This is a genomic window from Streptomyces panaciradicis (genome assembly GCF_023516615.1).
GTDB classification, from domain to species: domain Bacteria; phylum Actinomycetota; class Actinomycetes; order Streptomycetales; family Streptomycetaceae; genus Streptomyces; species Streptomyces panaciradicis.
Map to the genome: position 1 here is coordinate 1 of NZ_JAMGBF010000027.1, position 18,898 is coordinate 18,898.

19 protein-coding genes are annotated in these 18,898 nt (G+C 72.2%); 10 read left to right on the forward strand and 9 right to left on the reverse strand.

Annotated features, from left to right (window positions below; all coding sequences use genetic code 11):
• Positions 1–317: lysylphosphatidylglycerol synthase domain-containing protein (locus M8J74_RS11900; RefSeq protein ID WP_249836337.1), on the forward strand; the 317-nt coding region annotated here is incomplete at its 5' end.
• A 113-nt stretch (positions 318–430) separates the two neighbouring features.
• Positions 431–1,582, forward strand: coding sequence for a Nickel transporter NicT (gene nicT, locus M8J74_RS11905; RefSeq protein WP_249836338.1), 1,152 nt, complete (start codon positions 431–433; stop codon positions 1,580–1,582).
• 12 nt (positions 1,583–1,594) lie between these two features.
• Here the strand turns inward: nicT and M8J74_RS11910 are convergent, their stop codons facing one another.
• Together M8J74_RS11910 and M8J74_RS11915 are read right to left on the reverse strand one after the other, a co-directional pair.
• Positions 1,595–2,554, reverse strand: a complete 960-nt coding sequence (locus M8J74_RS11910; protein ID WP_249836339.1) for a hypothetical protein — start codon at positions 2,552–2,554, stop codon at positions 1,595–1,597.
• A gap of 14 nt (positions 2,555–2,568) precedes the next feature.
• Positions 2,569–4,041: an APC family permease gene (locus tag M8J74_RS11915; protein WP_249836340.1), complete on the reverse strand. Its 1,473-nt coding sequence runs from the start codon at positions 4,039–4,041 to the stop codon at positions 2,569–2,571.
• Between the two features lie 334 nt (positions 4,042–4,375).
• Between M8J74_RS11915 and M8J74_RS11920 the strand changes: the two genes are divergently transcribed.
• Positions 4,376–4,852 carry a DUF5709 domain-containing protein gene (locus M8J74_RS11920; protein ID WP_058921289.1) on the forward strand — a complete coding sequence of 159 codons (477 nt, stop codon included), beginning with the start codon at positions 4,376–4,378 and terminating at the stop codon, positions 4,850–4,852.
• A gap of 29 nt (positions 4,853–4,881) precedes the next feature.
• On the opposite strand, the gene sthA is transcribed toward M8J74_RS11920, so the two are convergent.
• A complete protein-coding gene (gene sthA / locus M8J74_RS11925; RefSeq protein WP_249836341.1) occupies positions 4,882–6,285 on the reverse strand; it encodes a Si-specific NAD(P)(+) transhydrogenase in 1,404 nt (467 codons plus the stop codon).
• Between the two features lie 153 nt (positions 6,286–6,438).
• Here sthA and M8J74_RS11930 point away from each other — a divergent pair, with 153 nt between their 5' ends.
• Complete coding sequence (locus M8J74_RS11930; protein WP_249836342.1) at positions 6,439–7,566, forward strand: sulfite oxidase; 1,128 nt, start codon at positions 6,439–6,441, stop codon at positions 7,564–7,566.
• Here the strand turns inward: M8J74_RS11930 and M8J74_RS11935 are convergent.
• Entirely contained in the window at positions 7,563–7,769 is a 207-nt protein-coding gene (locus M8J74_RS11935; protein WP_058921286.1) for a hypothetical protein, read from the reverse strand. The two genes, M8J74_RS11930 and M8J74_RS11935, sit on opposite strands and share 4 nt — an antisense overlap.
• Positions 7,770–7,947: 178 nt before the next feature.
• On the opposite strand from M8J74_RS11935, the gene M8J74_RS11940 reads away from it, so the two are divergent.
• Complete coding sequence (locus M8J74_RS11940) at positions 7,948–10,212, forward strand: MMPL family transporter (protein ID WP_249836343.1); 2,265 nt, start codon at positions 7,948–7,950, stop codon at positions 10,210–10,212.
• Here the strand turns inward: M8J74_RS11940 and M8J74_RS11945 are convergent.
• Entirely contained in the window at positions 10,184–11,293 is a 1,110-nt protein-coding gene (locus tag M8J74_RS11945; protein WP_249836344.1) for a PP2C family protein-serine/threonine phosphatase, read from the reverse strand. The two genes, M8J74_RS11940 and M8J74_RS11945, sit on opposite strands and share 29 nt — an antisense overlap.
• Positions 11,294–11,366: 73 nt before the next feature.
• On the reverse strand, positions 11,367–12,260 hold the full coding sequence (locus M8J74_RS11950; protein ID WP_249836345.1) for a Gfo/Idh/MocA family protein: 894 nt from the start codon (positions 12,258–12,260) through the stop codon (positions 11,367–11,369).
• 219 nt (positions 12,261–12,479) lie between these two features.
• On the opposite strand from M8J74_RS11950, the gene M8J74_RS11955 reads away from it, so the two are divergent.
• Positions 12,480–13,337, forward strand: coding sequence for an aldo/keto reductase (locus M8J74_RS11955; protein ID WP_249836346.1), 858 nt, complete (start codon positions 12,480–12,482; stop codon positions 13,335–13,337).
• A gap of 29 nt (positions 13,338–13,366) precedes the next feature.
• Entirely contained in the window at positions 13,367–15,136 is a 1,770-nt protein-coding gene (locus M8J74_RS11960) for an ABC transporter ATP-binding protein (RefSeq protein WP_249836347.1), read from the forward strand.
• 20 nt (positions 15,137–15,156) lie between these two features.
• Here M8J74_RS11960 and M8J74_RS11965 read toward each other — a convergent pair whose 3' ends face one another.
• Positions 15,157–15,495, reverse strand: coding sequence for a hypothetical protein (locus tag M8J74_RS11965; RefSeq protein WP_249836348.1), 339 nt, complete (start codon positions 15,493–15,495; stop codon positions 15,157–15,159).
• A 170-nt stretch (positions 15,496–15,665) separates the two neighbouring features.
• Between M8J74_RS11965 and M8J74_RS11970 the strand changes: the two genes are divergently transcribed.
• Positions 15,666–15,917: a DUF5133 domain-containing protein gene (locus M8J74_RS11970; RefSeq protein ID WP_249836349.1), complete on the forward strand. Its 252-nt coding sequence runs from the start codon at positions 15,666–15,668 to the stop codon at positions 15,915–15,917.
• Between the two features lie 35 nt (positions 15,918–15,952).
• Here the strand turns inward: M8J74_RS11970 and M8J74_RS11975 are convergent, their stop codons facing one another.
• On the reverse strand, positions 15,953–16,921 hold the full coding sequence (locus tag M8J74_RS11975) for a GlxA family transcriptional regulator (protein ID WP_249836350.1): 969 nt from the start codon (positions 16,919–16,921) through the stop codon (positions 15,953–15,955).
• Between the two features lie 178 nt (positions 16,922–17,099).
• On the opposite strand from M8J74_RS11975, the gene M8J74_RS11980 reads away from it, so the two are divergent.
• Both M8J74_RS11980 and M8J74_RS11985 read left to right on the forward strand, forming a co-directional pair.
• Complete coding sequence (locus M8J74_RS11980; RefSeq protein WP_249836351.1) at positions 17,100–17,549, forward strand: DUF2269 family protein; 450 nt, start codon at positions 17,100–17,102, stop codon at positions 17,547–17,549.
• A gap of 126 nt (positions 17,550–17,675) precedes the next feature.
• Positions 17,676–17,891 (forward strand): hypothetical protein, encoded by a 216-nt coding sequence (locus M8J74_RS11985; RefSeq protein ID WP_249836352.1) that lies wholly within the window; start codon positions 17,676–17,678, stop codon positions 17,889–17,891.
• Positions 17,892–17,898: 7 nt separating this feature from the next.
• Here the strand turns inward: M8J74_RS11985 and tgmB are convergent, their stop codons facing one another.
• On the reverse strand, positions 17,899–18,882 hold the full coding sequence (tgmB, locus tag M8J74_RS11990; RefSeq protein WP_249836353.1) for an ATP-grasp ribosomal peptide maturase: 984 nt from the start codon (positions 18,880–18,882) through the stop codon (positions 17,899–17,901).
• Positions 18,883–18,898 lie beyond the last annotated feature (16 nt).

Genomic DNA, 18,898 nt, shown 5'->3' on the forward strand with positions numbered 1-18,898 from the left:
TGTGGGGCGGCTCGGCGGCCTTCGTCGCGCTGCACGCCCTCGTCCTCGTCGCCGTCACCCGGGCCGTCGCCCTGCCGCTGGCCGCGGACCGGGTGGCACTGCTCTACCTCGCCGCGAGCGGCGCCGCCGCCCTGCTGCCCACCCCCGGCGGTCTCGGCTCCCTCGACGCGGCCCTCGCCCTCGCCCTCACGGCCGCCGGCGCCCCGGCCCCCGCGGCCGCCTCCGTCGTCCTCGGCTACCGCCTCCTGACCGGCTGGCTGCCCCTGCTGCCGGGCCTGCTGATCCTGGGCGTGCTGGTGCGACGTCGCACGCTGTGAGACCGCGCCGGGCGTCTCCCTGGCCGCAGCCGCCCGGACCCTTTCCCCGCCCATGGTGAAGATCTGCCGCGGGCTTTACTGCAACCAATGTGCAAGTACGGGAGGATGGCATCATGTTGCCCGCCGCGACCGTCACGCACCCGGAAGAGAGAACCACCCGTATGACCTGGCACCGCGTCCGCACCTCCATGACCCGCGAGGAGTGGACCAGGGTCGGCGGCATGGCCGCCTTCGTGATCGCCCTGCACGTCATCGGCTGGTTCACGCTCGTCGGGATCGTCGCGCCCGAGCACTACAGCATCGGTGAGAAGTCCTTCGGCATCGGCATCGGCGTCACCGCCTACACCCTGGGCATGCGGCACGCCTTCGATGCCGACCACATCGCAGCCATCGACAACACCACCCGCAAGCTCATGGGCGAGGGCAAACGGCCCCTGTCGGTGGGCTTCTGGTTCTCCCTCGGCCACTCCAGCGTCGTCTTCGTCCTGGCGCTGCTGCTGTCCTTCGGGATCAAGGCGGTCGCCGGACCGGTCCGCGACGGCGGCTCGGAACTGCACGACGTCACCGGAGTGATCGGCACGACCGTCTCCGGGACGTTCCTCTACGTCATCGCGGCCATCAACCTCGTCATCCTGGCCGGCATCTGGAAGGTCTTCCGCCAGATGCGCTCCGGCCACTTCGACGAGGCCGCCCTCGAAGAACAGCTCGACAAACGGGGCTTCATGAACCGGCTGCTGGGCCGCGTCATGAAGTCGATCACCAAGTCGTGGCAGATGTACCCGCTCGGACTCCTCTTCGGCCTCGGCTTCGACACCGCCACCGAGATCGCGCTGCTCGTGCTGGCCGGCTCGGGCGCGGCCTCGGGCCTGCCCTGGTACGCCATCCTGTGCCTGCCGGTGCTGTTCGCCGCCGGAATGTCGCTGCTCGACACCATCGACGGCTCGTTCATGAACTTCGCCTACGGCTGGGCCTTCTCCAAGCCGGTCCGCAAGGTCTACTACAACCTCACCATCACCGGCCTGTCGGTCGCCGTCGCCCTGCTCATCGGCACCGTCGAACTCCTCGGTCTGCTCGCCCAGAAGCTCGGCCTGCACGGCCCCTTCTGGGACCGGGTCGCGGGAGTCGACCTCAACGTCGTGGGGTTCGTGATCGTCGGCCTCTTCTTCGCCACCTGGATCGTCGCCCTGCTGGTGTGGAAGTTCGGCCGCATCGAGGAGAAGTGGACGGCGGGCCTGGCCCGGCCGGCCGAGCAGGCCGCCGAGTAGACCCGCCGCACCTCAGCCCCGCAGCCGCAGTTCCTTGCGCCACTTGACGAACTGCTGCTCCGCGTCCCCGGTGTACGACCAGGGCGTGCGCGTCGCGCGCCGGCCCAGCATCCGCATCAACGGCCCCGCGACCTCCTTGTCGCCGGCCAGACAGGCCGCGTGCGCAAGGTAGTTGAAGTCGCGCAGCTCGCCCGGGGCGATCTCGCTCTCGACCCGCCCCATGATCCAGCGCTGCCAGGTGCGCCGCACGTCACCGACCGCACCGTCGTTGGTCCAGTGCTGCCCGAGACCCACCGCGCTGCGGCCGCTGTGACCGGCGTCCAGGGCGAAGCGGTACTCCTCCACGCGCGCGTACTGCACCAGCACCGGCAGCGCGCAGCCCGGCGGCGCCACTCCGGCGGCGTCGCGGGCGAAGTCGTACATCAGACCGTGGCTGCCGTGCCAGCGGGCCGAGTAGTAGTGCAGGACCTGCAGATGACCCTCCACGCTGTACGGGTCACGCTGGTGCAACTCGTCCCACCAGCGCGCCAGTTCCTGCCGGCGCACCCCTTGCGGGTACAGCCGCGCCACGGAGATCAGCGAGATCCACGGCGTCGGATCGTCCAGATAGGCCTCCGCCGCCTGCAGGCACGCCGTCACCGCGGTGTCGATGCGGTGCTGGTCGATCGGCGCGCCCCGGCCCGCGGCGATGGCCACGTTGAACGCCCGGGCCGTCTCCGTCGCCGCCCGCAGCACCAGCGCGTCCGCGCTGTACGGTTCGGCGGCCACCCAGGTCTCCGCGGTCGAACTGCTCGCGCAGGCCTGGGCGAGCGTGCGGACCCGGTGGCCGCGGGCGAGCCACTCGGGGCCGGTGGTCCGCAGCAGGTCCCTGAGGCCCTGCCAGCGGCCGATGACGATGTCGTGCGAGGCGTTGCTGAGGGCGGCGTCGCCGCAGTCGGGGTCGAAGTCGGGGGCGAAACGGTCGCGCGCCATCGGGGGAGTCTCCCTCAGAAGTCGGTCGGGAGACCCTCGTAGGCATGGTTGCTCGCCACCGCCAGGTCCTCGGGCACGTACTCCGCCTCCACCGTGCGGCTGGCGTCCAGCCGGGCCGGCCGGTAGTAGTCGCTGCCCTGTCTCCAGTACCAGAGCATCGGCACGAGACCGACGGCCAGGCCGCCGATGCCGATGGCGATCGCCGCGGGGTCGAGCTCGCCCAGCGACTCGACGAAGATCCAGAACATGAACAGGGCGCCGAACAGCGGCCACAGACCGCCGAGCACGAAGTTGCCCACCGACTTCAGCAGCATCTTGCGGTACGCGACCACCACGGCCAGGCCCGCGAGGCCGTAGTACACGGCGATCTGCAGACCGATCGCCGAGATCGCGTCGCCGAGGATCTCCCCCACGGAACCGAGGGCGTTGGACGCGATGAACATCGCCAGCGCCACCCCGCCGACCACGGCGATCGCCACCCACGGGGTGTTCCAGGTGCGGTGCACCTTGCCCAGCGCGGAGGGCATCGTGCGGTCGCGGCCCATGGCGAACAGCGAGCGCGTGACCTGGATGAGGGTGGTCTCCAGCGTGGCGATGGTCGACAGCATCACCGCCACGATCAGCAGCTTGCCGCCCCAGCCCGGCCAGACCTCCTCGCCGAGCACGCCCAGCACGTTCGCGTCGTTGTCCTCGATCTGCTTCGACGACAGGATCACGTTCACCGCGACGGTGAACACCTCGAACAGCAGGAAGACGATGCCGACCCCGATCAGGCCCGCGAGTCCCGTCGTACGACGGCTGTTGCGGGTCTCCTCGCTCAGGTTGCTGGTGACGTCCCAGCCCCAGTAGTAGAAGGCCGCGACGAGCGCGCCCGAGGCGAAGCCGGCCACCCCGTCGAAGTGGGAGAAGCCCAGCCAGGACCAGTCGAAGGCGCGGGCGTTGCCGGTGTGGAAGAAGGCGAGGACCGCGAACAGCGCCAGAACGGCCAGCTCCACGCCGGACATGACGAGCTGCGCGCGCACGGTGAGCCGGGCCCCGCCCAGCACCACCAGCAGCATGATCACGAACCAGGCCGCGCCGACGACCGTGGACAGCGCCGTGTTGTCGGCGAGCCCGGAGTCGAACAGGGCCAGGGTCATCGAACCGGCCGGCAGCGATCCCGCGACCATGAAGATGGTCGCCGAGATCACCAGCGCCCAGCCGCTGATGAAGCCCAGGAACGGATGAAGCGTGCGGCCCACCCAGGAGTAGCTGGCGCCCGCGTTGACGTCGATACGGCTGAGGTAGCTGAAGGCGAGGGCGATGCCCAGCATGGGTATCGCGCAGTACAACAGCGCGGCCGGGCTGGCGAGCCCGACCGCGCCGACGAGGACCGCCGTGGTGGCGGCGATGGAGTACGCCGGGGCGCTGCCCGCGACGGCCATCACCACGGTGTCGAACGTACCGAGGGCATTGGCCTGCAGCCCTCTGCCCCTGTTGATGCTCATGGTTGCGCTGCTTTCCGTATTGCGCGACGCGAGGCCGGCCCGGCCCCGACGCCGTAAGGGAGGTGGGGGGTGGTGAACCAGCTTCTGCCCGACGGGGGTTGACCTCGGGGCAGAGGCAGGCGAAAGGCGTGGTGGATCGCGCCCGGCCAGTGCGTCGCCGGGTAGTCACAGCGTGTGTGCGAGTGATGATAGCCCCACACTTTGAGCTTTCAAGATTGACCAATGGGTAATCTCATGAGCCGCACGGGGCCGGGGAGGTTGGACGGCGCACAACGGGAAACGCGGATCAGGACACCGTACGAAGCGATCCGCCGCAGTGCGCCAGGAGGTACTCATGGGCACCGACCCGATGGCCGACGACGCCTACCAGCCCACCGGAACCAACGAGGAGCAGGAGGACGCGGCGCCGCTCGACCTGCAGGACGCCCTCGACGAACGCGACTACGACACCACCCTCGACGAGGGCTACTCCCCGCCGGAGAAGCCGCTGGGCGTGAACAAGCACGGCACGACCGCGGCCGAGCAGCACGACGGCGAGAGCCTCGACCAGCGGCTCGCCGAGGAGGTCCCCGACGTGACGGCGCCGCCCGGCGACGAGATCGGCGACCTCCCCGGCGGCGAGGGCGAACCGCTCGACCCCGAGGCCGGCACGGACCGCGCGGGCCGGCTGGTCGCCCCCGACGAGGGCGCCCACCCCGACACCACCAAGGAGACCATCGCCTCCGACGTGGGCATCGACGGCGGCGCCGCCGGCGCCGAGGAGGCCGCCGTCCACGTCGTCGAGGACGACACGGAGCTGCCGGGCGGCTGACCCGGAGCCGGCGGCGGCCGGTCCGGCGCTCAGTCGCCGATGTGGTCGATCTGCCGCAGCCGGTTGGTGGCGTCCAGGGCGGCGACCTTGTACGACTCCGCCAGCGTCGGGTAGTTGAACACCGCGTCGATCAGATAGTCCACGGTGCCGCCGCAGCCCATCACGGTCTGCCCGATGTGGATCAGCTCGGTGGCGCCGGTGCCGAAGCAGTGCACGCCGAGCAGTCTGCGGTCCTCGGGGGAGACGAGCAGCTTCAGCATGCCGTGCGAGTCTCCGATGATCTGGCCGCGGGCCAGTTCGCGGTAGCGGGAGATGCCCACCTCGAACGGCACGCTGTCCTCGGTGAGCTGGTCCTCGGTCCGGCCCACGAAGCTGATCTCGGGAATCGTGTAGATGCCGATGGGCTGCAGGCCGGCCATCTGCCCGACCGGCTCCCCGCAGGCGTGGTAGGCGGCCGAACGGCCCTGCTCCATCGACGTGGCCGCGAGCGCGGGGAAGCCGATGACGTCACCGACGGCGTAGATGTGCGGCACCTCGGTGCGGTAGTGCTCGTCGACCGTGATCCGGCCGCGCCGGTCGGCCGTCAACCCGGCCTTGTCGAGGTCGAGTTCGTCGGTCAGGCCCTGCCGGCCGGCCGAGTACATCACGGCGTCGGCGGGGATCTTCTTGCCGCTCTCCAGGACGGTGAGCGTGCCGCGCGCATGACGCTCCACCGCGGCGACCGTCTCGCCGAACCGGAAGGTCACGGCGAGGTCCCGCAGGTGGTACTTGAGCGCCTCGATGATCTCGACGTCGCACATGTCGAGCATCCCGGGCCGCTTCTCCACCACCGTCACCTTGCTGCCCAGCGCGGCGAACATGGAGGCGTACTCCATGCCGATCACCCCGGCGCCCACGATGACCATGGAGCGCGGGACGCGTTCGAGCTCCAGGACGTTGTCGGAGTCCATGATCGTACGGCCGTCGAACTCGACGCTGTCCGGCCGCGCCGGCCGGGTGCCGGTGGCGATGATGATGTTCTCGGCGCTGAGCAGGCGTTCGTTGCCGGTCACCTCCCGCAGCGCGACGGTGTGCGGGTCGACGAAGCGTCCCGTGCCCGCGAAGAGGTCGACCTGGTTGCGGGAGAGCTGGCTGCGGATGACGTCGACCTCGCGGCCCACGACGTGCTGGGTGCGGGCGGTCAGGTCGGCGACGGTGATGTCCTCCTTGACCCGGTAGCTCTGCCCGTACAGATCCCGCTGGGTCAGGCCGGTCAGGTACAGCACGGCCTCGCGCAGGGTCTTCGAGGGGATGGTGCCGGTGTGGATGGAGACCCCGCCGACCATGTCGGGGCGGTCGACGACGGCGACCCGGCGGCCGAGCTTGGCCGCGGCGATGGCGGCCTTCTGGCCGCCCGGGCCGGATCCGATGACGAGTATGTCGAAGTCGGGCACCCTCGGGAGTCTGTCAGTCCGAAGGCCCTCTTAGAAAGGGCGAACGGTCAACGGATGTCCTTTGATCGATCCGAACCCCGCCCGACCGTCCGGCAGTTGCCCGCCGGCATCCGAGGAGGTGCCGATCCGCCCGGCGAGCGCGAGAATGCGCCCATGGGCCATCGACTCGCCGACACAAGCAGCCCCGCCCGGCTGGCCGCCCCCGACGAGGGCATCGGCCGGGACGAACTGGCGCTGGCCACCCGCAACCACGGTCTGCCGCTGGAGGCGCTCCGCTACGACGTCACCCCGCCCGGTCTGCACTACGTGCTGACCCACTACGACATCCCCTATGTCCCCGACGACACGGCCTGGGAGCTGACCGTCGCGGGCCGCGTCCGCCGTCCGCTCAGGCTGAACCTGGCCGACCTGAAGGCGTTTCCCCAGGTCACCACCCGGGTGACGCTGGAGTGCGCGGGCAACGGCCGCGCGCTGCTGACGCCCCGCCCGGTCAGCCAGCCCTGGCTGGTCGAGGCGGTCGGCACCGCCGAGTGGACCGGCGTACCGCTGCGGCTGCTGCTCGCCGAGGCGGGAGCGGACGCGGACGCCGTCGACGTGGTCTTCACCGGCGCCGACCACGGCGTGGAGCGCGGGGTCGAGCAGGACTACCAGCGGTCCCTGCCGCTCGACGTGGCCACGGGCACCGAACCCGAGGTGCTGGTCGCCCACGCGATGAACGGCGCCCCGCTGCCGCCGCAGCACGGCCGCCCGCTGCGGCTGATCGTGCCCGGCTGGTACGGCATGGCGCACGTGAAGTGGCTGCGCGAAGTCACCGTCACCGACGCGCCGTTCACCGGCTTCCAGCAGGCGGTCGCCTACCGGTTGCGCCAGGAGTCCGGCGAGGACGGCGAGCCGGTCACCCGGATCGTGCCGCGCGCGCTGCTCGTCCCGCCCGGCTTCCCCGACTTCATGTCCCGGGCCAGGGTGGTGCGGCCCGGCCCGGTGCCGCTGGAAGGGCGCGCCTGGTCGGGACGGGCCCCGGTGACCCGCGTCGAGGTCAGCACGGACGCGGGACGCAGCTGGCAGGAGGCCGAGCTGGACCCGGAGGACGGCGGGCCGTGGGCGTGGCGCCGCTGGCACCTCGTGTGGACGGCCACCGAGGGCGAGCACGAACTCAGCGCCCGGGCCACCGACGCCGAGGGCCACACCCAGCCGCTCCAGCAGCCCTGGAACCGGGGCGGGTTCGCCAACAACCTGGTCCAGCGGGTCCCGGTGCTGTGCCTGGCGAAGGACACGCCTTAGGGCAGCAGCTTCTCCATGGCGGCCTCGCCCTCGCTCTCCAGCTTGTGCCTGGCCCATTCCAGGCTGCGGGGCGTGATGTCCTTTCCTGCCGCGAGGACGAGGTCCTCGGGCGAGACCTCGGTGCCGGTGCGGGTGTGGAGCAGGGCGTCCGGGGTGACGCGGTCCTCGGACGACGCGGACGCGTCGGGCTGTGACATCGGCATGATCTCTGCTCCTCGTGTCCGGGGCTGTTGCGCGGTCCCGGTGCTGTACCCGGTTCCGATATCACCATTCAACGCCCGGGCCTCTTGTGCATCCGGAAGGTGACCCGAGATGCCGGAGTGACGGGGCGGGCGTCTAATGATGAGGACGATTGTCTGGCCCACGGGAGAGACCAAGGCCATGCCACCGAGGCACACCACGAGGGGGGAAACGGGGACCGCCCGCGGAGGCGTCCTGCGGCGGCTGGGGGAGTGGTGCGCCCGGCATTTCCTGATCGTGATCGTGGCCTGGCTGGTCGCCCTGGTCGTCCTGCAGGTCCTCAACCGGACCGTGGGCGGCGGCTTCTCCGACAACTTCTCCCTCCCGGGAGTCCAGTCCCAGCAGGGTCTGAACGTCCTGAAGAAGCACGATCCCGCGGCGGGCGGGTACAGCAGCCAGATCGTCCTGCACGACGGCGACAAGTCCTTGAACGCCCTCAACTCGCAGATGTCGAGCACCGTCGGCGACCTGCAGAAGCTGCCGCACGTGCTGTCCGCGCAGAACCCGCTGTCCACCCCCGCGTCCGAGGTCGGCCCGCTGTCCTCGGACGGCAGGACCGCCTACATCACCGTTCGCTTCGACACCCAGCCCTCCACCCTCGGCGACAGCTACCTGAACGGCGTCGACAAGGCGGTGCAGCCGCTGCGCTCCGCCGGGGCGCAGGTCGAGTACGGCGGCCCGCTCGGCGAACTGGCCCGGCCCGCACCCGACGACCGGGTGAGCGAGCTGATCGGCTTCGGCGTCGCGATCGTCGTGCTCCTCATCGGCTTCGGCAGCGTGGTCGCCGCCGGCCTGCCGCTGCTGACCGCGCTGGTGGGCGCGGTCGGCGGCCTCGCCTGCCTGGGCCTGCTCGCCGCGGCGTTCGAGTTCGCCACCGTCTCGCCGACCCTGGCCACGATGATCGGTCTCGGCGTGGGCATCGACTACGCCCTGTTCCTGGTCACCCGGCACCGCCAGAACCTCATGAACGGCGCCGACCCGGTGCGCGCCGCCGGGCACGCCACCGCCACCAGCGGGCGGGCCGTCCTCGTCTCCGGCTGCACCGTGATCATCGCGCTGGGCGGCCTGTACGCGTCCGACGTGAGCTTCATCGGCAAACTCGGCCTGGCCGCCGCCGTCACGGTCGTCTCGGCCGTCGCCGCGGCGCTGACCCTGGTCCCCGCCCTGCTCGGGCTGCTCGGCACACGCATCGACCGCTACCACGTGCGCCGGCCCGTCGCCGAGACCGACGCCGAGCCCGGCGCCACACCGCACGGCACCTGGCACCGCTACGCGCAGCGCGTGGAGCGCCGGCCCTGGCAGTTCCTGGCGGTGGGCGTGGCGACCGTCGTCGTCCTCGCCATCCCGGTGCTGTCCCTCCAGCTCGGGCACATCGGCGACGGCGCCGACCCCACGTCCTTCACCGACCGGCGCGCCTACGACCTGATGACCGACGCCTTCGGTCCCGGCTCCAACGGCCCGCTCACCGTCGTCATCGACCAGAGCACCGTCCCCTCCTCCCAGCGCTCCGGCCTGTCCTCCCAGGCACAGAAGACCCTCGACGGCGTCTCCGGAGCCTCCACGGTCACCCAGCTGACGCCCACCAAGGACGGAGACGTCCTGGTCGGCACGGTGTACTCCAAGGAGTCCCCGCAAAGCGCCACCACCACGGACCTGACCAACCGGCTGGTCCACCACACCCTCCCCGACGCCGTCTCCGGCACCTCCGCCAAGGGCTACGTCACCGGCACCACGGCGGCCCAGGTCGACTTCCGCGACATCGTCGCCAGCCGGCTGCCGCTGATCATCGCCGTCGTCGTCGGGCTGGCCTTCCTGATCATCCTGGCCGTCTTCCGCGGCCTGCTCGTCGCGGTGAAGGCGGCCGTCCTGAACGTCCTGTCGATCGGGGCCTCGTACGGCGTCGTGGTGGCCGTCTTCCAGTGGGGCTGGGGCGGGCCCGCGCTGGGCGTCAACGGCAAGGTGCCCATCGAGAGCTATGTGCCGATGATGATGTTCGCCATCATCTTCGGGCTGAGCATGGACTACGAGATCTTCCTGCTCTCCCGCGTCCACGAGGCCTGGCTGCGCACCGGGGACGCCAAGGCGTCGGTCGCCCACGCCCTCGAGATCACCGCCCGGGTGATCACCTGCGCGGCCCTGATCATGGTGAGCGTCTTCGCGGCCTTCATCGTCAGCGACAACATCGTCGTCAAGATGCTCGGACTGGGCCTCGCGGTGAGCGTGCTGATCGACGCGACCGTGGTGCGGCTGCTGATGGTGCCGGCCGTGATGACGCTGCTGGGGCCGCGTGCCTGGTGGACACCGCGCTGGCTCGACCGGATCCTGCCGCACATCGACGCCGAGGGCGACCAGGAGCAGGCCGCCGCCCGGGGCGACGTCAGCGGCCGACCGGTGACGCGGGCGTGAGCACCAGCATCGTCACGTCGTCCACGACGGCGGGGCAGTGGCGCAGAAGGTCCGTCCAGACCCGCTCGGCCAGTACGGCGGGGTCGCTGTCGGCCAGCGCCGCGAGGCGGTCGGGCAGCGGGTAGAAGGCGCCGTCCCCGTCCCGTGCCTCGCTGACGCCGTCCGACGCCAGGAATAGACTGTGCCCGGGCTCCAGCCGCAGGGTGAGCCCGGCGGGCGGGCCCCCGCCGGGCAGGCCGAGCCCGAGCGGCAGGCAGGCCGTCAGCTCGACCTCGGTGGCCTCCCGGCCGCGCAGCAGCAGGGGCGCCGGATGCCCGCAGGAGACCAGCCGCACCGAGCGCGCGTCCGGTGAGAACTCCAGCAGGACGGCGGTCGCGAACAGTTCGGGGTACCGCGACGACGCGGAGTCCGTCACCAGCCTGCGGTCGAGCCGGGCGGCGACCGACTCCAGGTCCGGCTGGTCCAGGACCGCCTCCCGGAAGGCCCCCAGCAGGGAGGCCACCGTGGAGATCGCGGACAGCCCGTGCCCCTGCACGTCGCCGAGCACGGCCCGTACGCCGTAGGGCCCCTCGCGCACGTCGAAGAAGTCGCCGCCGACCAGGGTGCCCCGCTGCGCGGCCCGGTACAGGCCTGCGCAGCGCACCGCGCCGACGCGCTCCGGCAGCGGCGGCACGACCGCGCGCTGCGCCGCCTCGGCGACCGTGCTCTCCAGGTCCAGCTGGGCGTCGCGGTGACTGCGCACGTAGGACACGAACACGCTCAGCACCGCGACGAAGACGATGGTCAGCAGGTCGGTGTTGCCGGGGCTGTCCAGGTGGAAGGCCGGCACGTTGAGCACGGCGACCACGGCGACACCGAGGAGCGCGGTCGCCCAGGGGCCGTACGAGAGAACGGCCAGCGGCGGGATCGCGCCCAGCAGGAAGCCGATGTCGAGCGGGTCGGGGCTGATCAGCGTCGCCGTGCACACGCCCGCGATCAGGACGACCGGCAGAGCCCTCACCCACCACGGCGGCGGCGCCCCCCGCAGCCAGCCGCGCCGGCCTCGGTCCCGGCGCGCCGGCTCGACGGTCACCCTGTTCACACCACCACGCTCCTACGGCGGGCCGGTGCGCGCATGCCGGAGGAGCGGGGCAGGGGTCGGGCCGCCGCGCCCCTCAGCCGGTGCGGCCCTCCAGCAGGGCCTCGGCCTCGGCCAGGATCTCCGTGACCCGCAGCCCGAACGCCGCGTCGCAGGCGTGCGGCCGCCCGGTGCCGACGGCCGTCAGCAGGGCGTCGGCGGCGTGGGCCAGAGCGGTGACGGCGTCCTCGTCACTGGTGGGCAGTACGGCCACGCCCGGCTCGCCGCGCAGTTCGACGGCGGCTCCCGCCGCCGCGGGCGGCGCCGAGAGGCTGAGCGTGAGGGTGCTGGACGCGCCGCCGGCGTGGGCGAGGACCAGGTGGACGGTGTCGCCGGGGCCGGGTGCCGCGGCCGTCACCGCGCGGGCGTCGCCGAGGACCGGCAGCAGCACGGACAGCGCGTGCGGGCCCACGTCCCACAGCGCGCCCTTCTCCCGCCGCCACGGCGAGTCGGCGAACGGGCTGCCGCTGTCGTGGCCGAACAGCGCCCCCAGCCACTGCGCGCGCCCGGTGAACCAGCCCCGCGCACCGGCCTGTTCGGCGATCCACGCCGCGGGCTCCGTCTGGAAACGGGTGGTGAAGAAGACCACCGACGCCACTCCCGACTCCCGCACGGCGTCCACCACGGCCCGCCCCTGCTCCACCGTCGTCGCGAGCGGTTTGTCCAGCAGCAGATGACGCCCCGCCCGCGCCGCGCGCACCGCGAGTTCCGCCTGGACGGCCGGCGGCAGCGCCACGGCCACGGCGTCCACCTCGGCGAACAGCGCGTCGACGTCGTCGTAGGCACGCGTGCCGAACCGGTCGGCGAGTTCCTTCGCGGCCGACGGACGGCGCCCCCACACCCCGGCGAAGTCCACGCCGGGATGCGCGCCGAGGGCGGGCGCGTGTGCCATGGCCGCCCAGGGGCCGGTACCGAGCAGTCCGATGCGCATGCCGCCGCCTCTCCGCCGTGCCGCCCCTCGCGGCGGCCGTCCGGCAGTGAGCGTCGCACACCGGCCGGCGCCGCGCGCAACCGCGCCGGCGGACGCCCTGATTCAGCGCCCCGGCTGCTGAATCCGTTCTCGTTCCTCTATTGGACCTCCGACCCGCGGGCGGTCCAGGCTGGAGGAGTTCCGGTACCCCCACGCCCAGGCGAAAGAGGTCACGACCACATGCACACCCGCCGCATCGGGGACGTAGAAGTCAGCGCGATCGGGCTGGGCGCGATGCCCATGTCGATCGAGGGCCGGCCGGACGAGGCGCGCTCCCTCGCCACCCTCCACGCCGCCCTGGACGCCGGTGTCACCCTGATCGACACCGCGGACGCCTACCACCGCGACGCCCACGAGGTCGGCCACAACGAGACCCTGATCGCCAAGGCCCTCGCCTCCCACGACCGGGGCAAGGACGTCCTGGTCGCCACCAAGGGCGGTCATCTGCGGCCCGGCGACGGCAGTTGGACCCTCGACGGCAGCCCGCGGTACCTCAAGGAGGCCTGCGAGGCGTCCCTGCGCCGGCTGGGCGTCGAGGCCATCGGGCTCTACCAGTTCCACCGCCCCGACCCGAAGGTGCCCTACGCCGAGTCCGTCGGCGCGATCCGCGACCTGCTCGACGAGGGCAAGATCCGCATGGCGGGCATCTCCAACGCCGACCCCCAGCAGATCAGGCAGGCCCAGGAGATCCTCGGCGGGCGGCTGGTCTCCGTGCAGAACCAGTTCTCCCCGGCGTTCCGCTCCAGCGAGCCCGAGCTCGACCTGTGCGACGAGCTCGGCATCGCCTTCCTGCCCTGGAGCCCGCTCGGCGGCATCTCCCGGGCGAGTGAACTGGGCTCCGCCTACGCGCCGTTCGCCCGCGTCGCCGACGCGCACGGGGTGAGCCCGCAGCGCGTGTGCCTGGCGTGGATGCTCGCCAAGTCGCCGGTCGTCGTGCCCATCCCGGGTGCCAGCCGCCCGGAGACGATCCTCGACTCCCTCGCCGCCGCCGACCTGGAACTGAGCTCGGAGGAACTCGCCCAGCTGGACGCCGTCTGACACCCCGTCACCCCGGAGGACCCCCGCCGATGGCGTCGTCGTCGGAAAGACCCCTCGACCACCGCTACCGCGACGAACACCCCGTCCGCACCCTCGGCTACCTCTTCCGCGCCGACCGCCGCCGCCTGTGGGCGGCGGTCGGCGTGTTCACCGTCAAACACAGCCCCGTCTGGCTGCTGCCCCTGATCACGGCGTCCATCATCGACACGGTCGTCCAGCACCAGCCGATCGAACACCTCCTGCTGAGCACCGGGATCATCCTGTTCATCCTGGTGATCAACTATCCGCTGCACGTCCTCTACGTCCGCCTCCTGTACGGCAGCGTCCGCCGCATGGGCACCGCGCTGCGCTCGGCGCTGTGCACCCGCATGCAGCAGCTGTCCATCGGCTACCACTCCCGCGTCAGCGCCGGCGTCCTGCAGGCCAAGGTCGTCCGGGACGTGGAGACGGTCGAGCAGATGGTGCAGCAGACCGCCGAGACGGGACTCGGTGCCCTCACGGTCCTGACCGGCGGACTGGTCATCATCGCCGTGCGCACACCGGAGTTCGTCCCCGTCTTCGTGATCGTCGTCCCGGCCGCCGCGCTCGTGGTGGCCCGGCTGCGGGCCCGCCTGCGCACGCACAACGAGCGCTTCCGGCACGAGGTCGAGACCCTCTCCTCGCGCGTCTCGGAGATGACCCGCCTCATCCCGGTCACCCGGGCCCACGGTCTGGAGGGCAAGGCGCTGCACCGCATGGACGGCACCCTGAGCAGGCTCCTGACCTCCGGAATGCGCCTCGACCTCGTCAACGGCCGCTTCGGCTCGCTGGCCTGGGTCGTCCTCAACGTGGTCGGCGTGCTGGTCCTCGCGGGCGCCGCGCTGGTGTCGTACTACGACGTCTGGGGCGTCACCCCGGGCGACGTCGTGATGCTCAGCGCCTTCCTCACCACGCTCACCAACTCCACGACGACGCTGGCGGGCCTGGCCCCCGTCATCACCAAGGGCCTGGAGTCGGTGCGTTCGGTCGGCGAGGTGCTGCAGGCGCCCGAACTGGAGGACAACGAGGGCAGGGCGGAGGTGACGTCGGTGCGCGGCGCCGTCGTCTTCGAGAACGTCGCGCACGCCTACGAGGACGGCGACCGGCCCGCCGTACGGGACTTCGGCCTGTCCGTCCGGCCGGGCGAGACCGTCGCCCTGGTCGGCGCGTCCGGGGCCGGCAAGTCCACCGTGCTCAACCTCGTCATCGGCTTCATCCGGCCGACCGCCGGCCGGCTGCTGCTCGACGGCACCGACATCAACACCCTCGACCTGCGCACCTACCGGCGCTTCGTGTCGGTCGTACCGCAGGAGTCGATCCTCTTCGACGGCACGATCCGCGAGAACGTCGCCTACGGCATGGACGACGCCGACGAGGAGAGCGTGCGGGCGGCGCTGCGCGACGCCAACGCGCTGGAGTTCGTCGACCGGCTGCCGCAGGGCCTCGACACCCTCGTCGGGGAACGCGGGGCCCGGCTGTCGGGCGGCCAGCGCCAGCGCCTCGCCATCGCCCGGGCCCTGATCCGCGATCCCCGGGTGCTGATCCTGGACGAGGCGACCTCGGCGCTCGACACCCGCTCGGAAGCCCTGGTCCAGCAGGCGCTGGTCCGGCTGCTGCGCGGCCGGACCACGTTCGTGGTGGCGCACCGGCTGTCCACGGTGCGCGGCGCGGACCGGATCGTGGTGATGGGCGAGGGCCGCATCCTGGAGACCGGGACGCACGAGGAACTCCTGCGCCGGGGCGGGGCGTACACGCAGCTGCACGGCGGACAGGTGGCCTGACACGGGCGGCGCCGCCCGTCTCAGGCGGCGCTGCTGCGCGGCACCCGGTGCGGGCAGACCGCGTCGTGGGCGGTGCCCAGGCTCGTCCACCAGCGTTCGCAGCACGCCGCCTCCAGCTTCTCGCGGACGATCTCGTCGGCGGCCGAGCGCGCGGGCCGGCGCCGCCCGGCAGCGGCCGTGCGCAGTTCGCCGATGAGCGTCTCCCGTACGACCGCGATCACCGGAACCAGGGTCGCGGCGGCGCACAGGAACACGGCCCACAGCGGACCGCCGCCGCGGTACTCGAGGGCCGTGGTGCAGGCGAGCCCGCCGCTGGTGGCGAGGTACAGAGCGCAGAGGAGGCGGCCGGATCCGTCCATGATGGTCACCCTTCGTGCCGAGACCGTTGCTCTGCGTACAACGACCCAGAGGGGCTGGAGACTCGGATTGAGGGCGATATTGCGTCAATTGTGATGCGAGTGACGGTGGATGGGATTGAGACGGCTCTGCCCGGGAACACGAGGCGAAAACCGAGAGAAGGGGCGTTTTCGTGCTCAGTGCGGACCCGAAGGCCGTCAGATCGCTGCTCACCCGCTACGCGTCGCTGCGCATCGCGCAGGCCGAACGCAGCACACCGCGTACGACGAAGGAGCTGGCGGACGTCAGCCGCAGGCTGTGCGCCATGACCGGGGCCACGGACGTGCGGGACGCGATCGAGCGCGCCGACTCCCTGCTGAGCGCGGCGCGCCGGATGGGGACGAAGACCGCCTGCGGCGACGACTGCGTGTCGCGGGCCGCCTGACGGAGACCGGCCGTCTGACGGAGCCCGGCGCGGCCTCAGGGCCGTGCGCCCGCGAGGGCCGCGCGCCCGTGGAACGCGGCGCGGTACGCCTGCGGAGTGGTGCCGACCACCCGGCGGAACCGCTCGCGGAACGCCGTCGGTGAGCCGAACCCCGCCTGCTGCGCGATCCGTTCGATCGGGCGGTCGCTGTTCTCCAGCAGGTACTGGGCCCGCCGCACCCGGGCCCGCAGCAGCCATTGCAGCGGCGTCGTGCCCGTCTGCTCCCGGAAGCGCCGGCTGAAGGTGCGCTCGCTCATGCCGCAGCGCGCCGCCATCGCGCCCAGGGTGATCTCGCCCGCGAGGTGGTCCTCGATCCACTCCAGGACCGGTTCCAGGGTCGAGCCGCGCGGCACCGGGGGCTGCTCGTGGACGATGAACTGGGCCTGCCCGCCCTCCCTTTCGAGGGGCATCACACACATGCGGGCCGCGTCCGCGGCCACCGCCGAGCCGAGGTCCCGGCGGATCATGTGCAGGCACAGGTCCAGTGCCGCCGCGGCGCCGGCCGAGGTGAGGATCTGGCCGTTGTCGACATAGAGCACGTCCGGCTCGACCTTCACCTCGGGGTGGAGGCGCGCGAGCTCGGGGGCCGCCATCCAGTGCGTGGTGGCCCGCAGGCCGTCCAGCAGGCCCGCCTCCGCCAGCACGAACGCGCCGGCGCACACCGACGCCACGCGGGTGCCCGCGGCGGCCGCCCGGCGCAGCGCCGCCAGCACCGGCTCGGGGGTCGGCCCGGCTCCCGGCGCCCGGCCCGGCACGATGATTGTGTCGGCGTCCGCCAGCGCCTCCAGCCCGCGGTCCACCCGCAGCACCAGACCGTCCCCGAGCACGTCCGGCGACTCGGCGCACACCCGCACCCGGTAGGGGCGGCGGCCGTCCGGCAGCCGTGCCCAGTCGAAGACCTGCAGGGGGGCCGCCAGGTCGAACGGCACCACCTGGTCGAGTGCGAGGATCGCGACGGAGTGCATGGAGGCCACCCTAGGCGGATTCACGCCACGGCCCTGACCTGGGCACCGATTGGAAACCACTGGCGACGGCTTTGGCGAGAACCCGTTGGAAGCTGTCGATTCAGCCTCTGTGGGGCGGACCTGAAGATCCTTAGCGTGAGCGCGGACCCGGCCCCCGCACTCCTTCGAAAGGCCCCCGATGACCAAGCTGCTGCTCACCCTCCATGTCCTGGCCGCCATCGTGGCCGTGGGGCCGGTGGCCGTCGCCGCGAGCATGTTCCCGCCCGCGGCCCGCCGGGCCGACGGGGAGGCGGTGCACACGGTCCGGCTGCTGCACCGCATCTGCCGGGTCTACGCCGGCATCGCGGCCGCCGTGCCCGCCCTCGGGATCGCCACCGCGGCCGCGATGGGCGTCCTGGGCAGCGGATGGCTCATCGCGTCCCTCACCCTGACCGCCGTCGCGGCCGGCCTGCTGATCGCCTTCGTGCTGCCCCGCCAGGACGAACTCCTCGCGGAACTGGACGCGGGGCGGCCCGTCGAGCGGCCGGTCACCGTGCGACTGGCCATGTTCACCGGGGTGTTCAACCTGCTGTGGGCAGCCGTGACCGTGCTGATGATCGTCCGCCCGGGCTCCACCACGGGAGCCTGACCCCCGGCCCGGCCCGAGAGCCGTGGCCCGGGCGCTCCGGGGAATTCACACCGCGGTCTGCCGAGACGCTTACACTCGACAACTGTGCCCATACCTATGGGCCGGCATACGAAAGGCGCGTCGAGGGTGTTTCAGGATTCCCCCATCTACGACCGGCTCGTCGCCGAACGCGGCGACATCCCCCTTCAGACCCGCAGGGAGGCCGAGCGCGTCAGCCGCGAACTGGAGTACGCGATGCGACCGTTGTCGTCCTTCGGCGCGGGACTGACGCCCGAGCGGCCCGCCTCGCCGGGCGCGGGATGGCAGCGGACGGCGCTGCTGCCCGGCTCGCTGCCCCACTGACCACCCGTCAACACACCGAGGCGTCCGCGTCGTCGACCCGGTCGCCGGATTCCGGACCGGGCCTGGCGAGCCACTCCGCGACGGCACGGGCGATCGGCTGGCCCGTCTCCACCTCGACGAAGCCGAACTGTCCCGACTGGTTGCACTCCAGGAACCACCACGTCCCGTCGGCGTCCTCGGCGAAGTCGAAGGCGCCATAGGCCAGTTGCGCCCGGTTCAGGTAGGAGCGGACGGCTTCCGCCACGCGCGGCGGCACCTCGGTGGCCCGCCACGGCACGTCCCCCGGCGCGAAGCGCACGTCCACCGCGTCCGGGTCGGCGCCCGCGGGCGTCTCCTTGCGGGCCGCCAGCATCCGCCCGCCCACCACGGTCAGCCGGATGTCCGCCCGTTTGGCGACGCGCCGCTGCAGCAGCGTGGGCCCGAAGGCGACGGCGGAGAAGTCCGTGTCCGGCGCCACCCTGCTGGTCGGCACCGCCCGGGGCGGATCCTGCGGGTGCGCCCCGGAGACCGGCTTGACCACCAGGTCCGGGAAGCGCTCCGCGAACTCCCGCGCGGCCTGCGGGAACGTCGTGATCAAAGTGGCCGGCACGGGCAGCCCGCAGTCCTGCGCCAGCCGCAGCTGCCACGGCTTGTGGCGGGCCTGCCGGGCCGCGTCCGGATGGTTCATCCAGCGGGCCCCGCTGCCGCGGAGCATGCCGTACAGCGCCTGTGAGGACTCCTCGGTCAGCCAGCCGGAGGACTGCGGAGCGCGCGCGGCCGGGGCGCCGGGCCTGCGCACCCAGATGGAGCGCAGGCCGGCGATGCTCACCAGCCGGCCCGCGGACTGCAGGTGTCCGCGGAAGGCCCCGTGCACATACTCGCCCGACAGCGCGACACCGCCCGGGAGGTCCGCCGGGTCCAGGCGGACCACCGGGACCCCGGACGCGTTGAGGTGCACCACCACCATGTCGGCGGTCACATCCTCTTCACAGGTCAGGATCAGGACGGTCATCGTGGGCGGTTCCGCG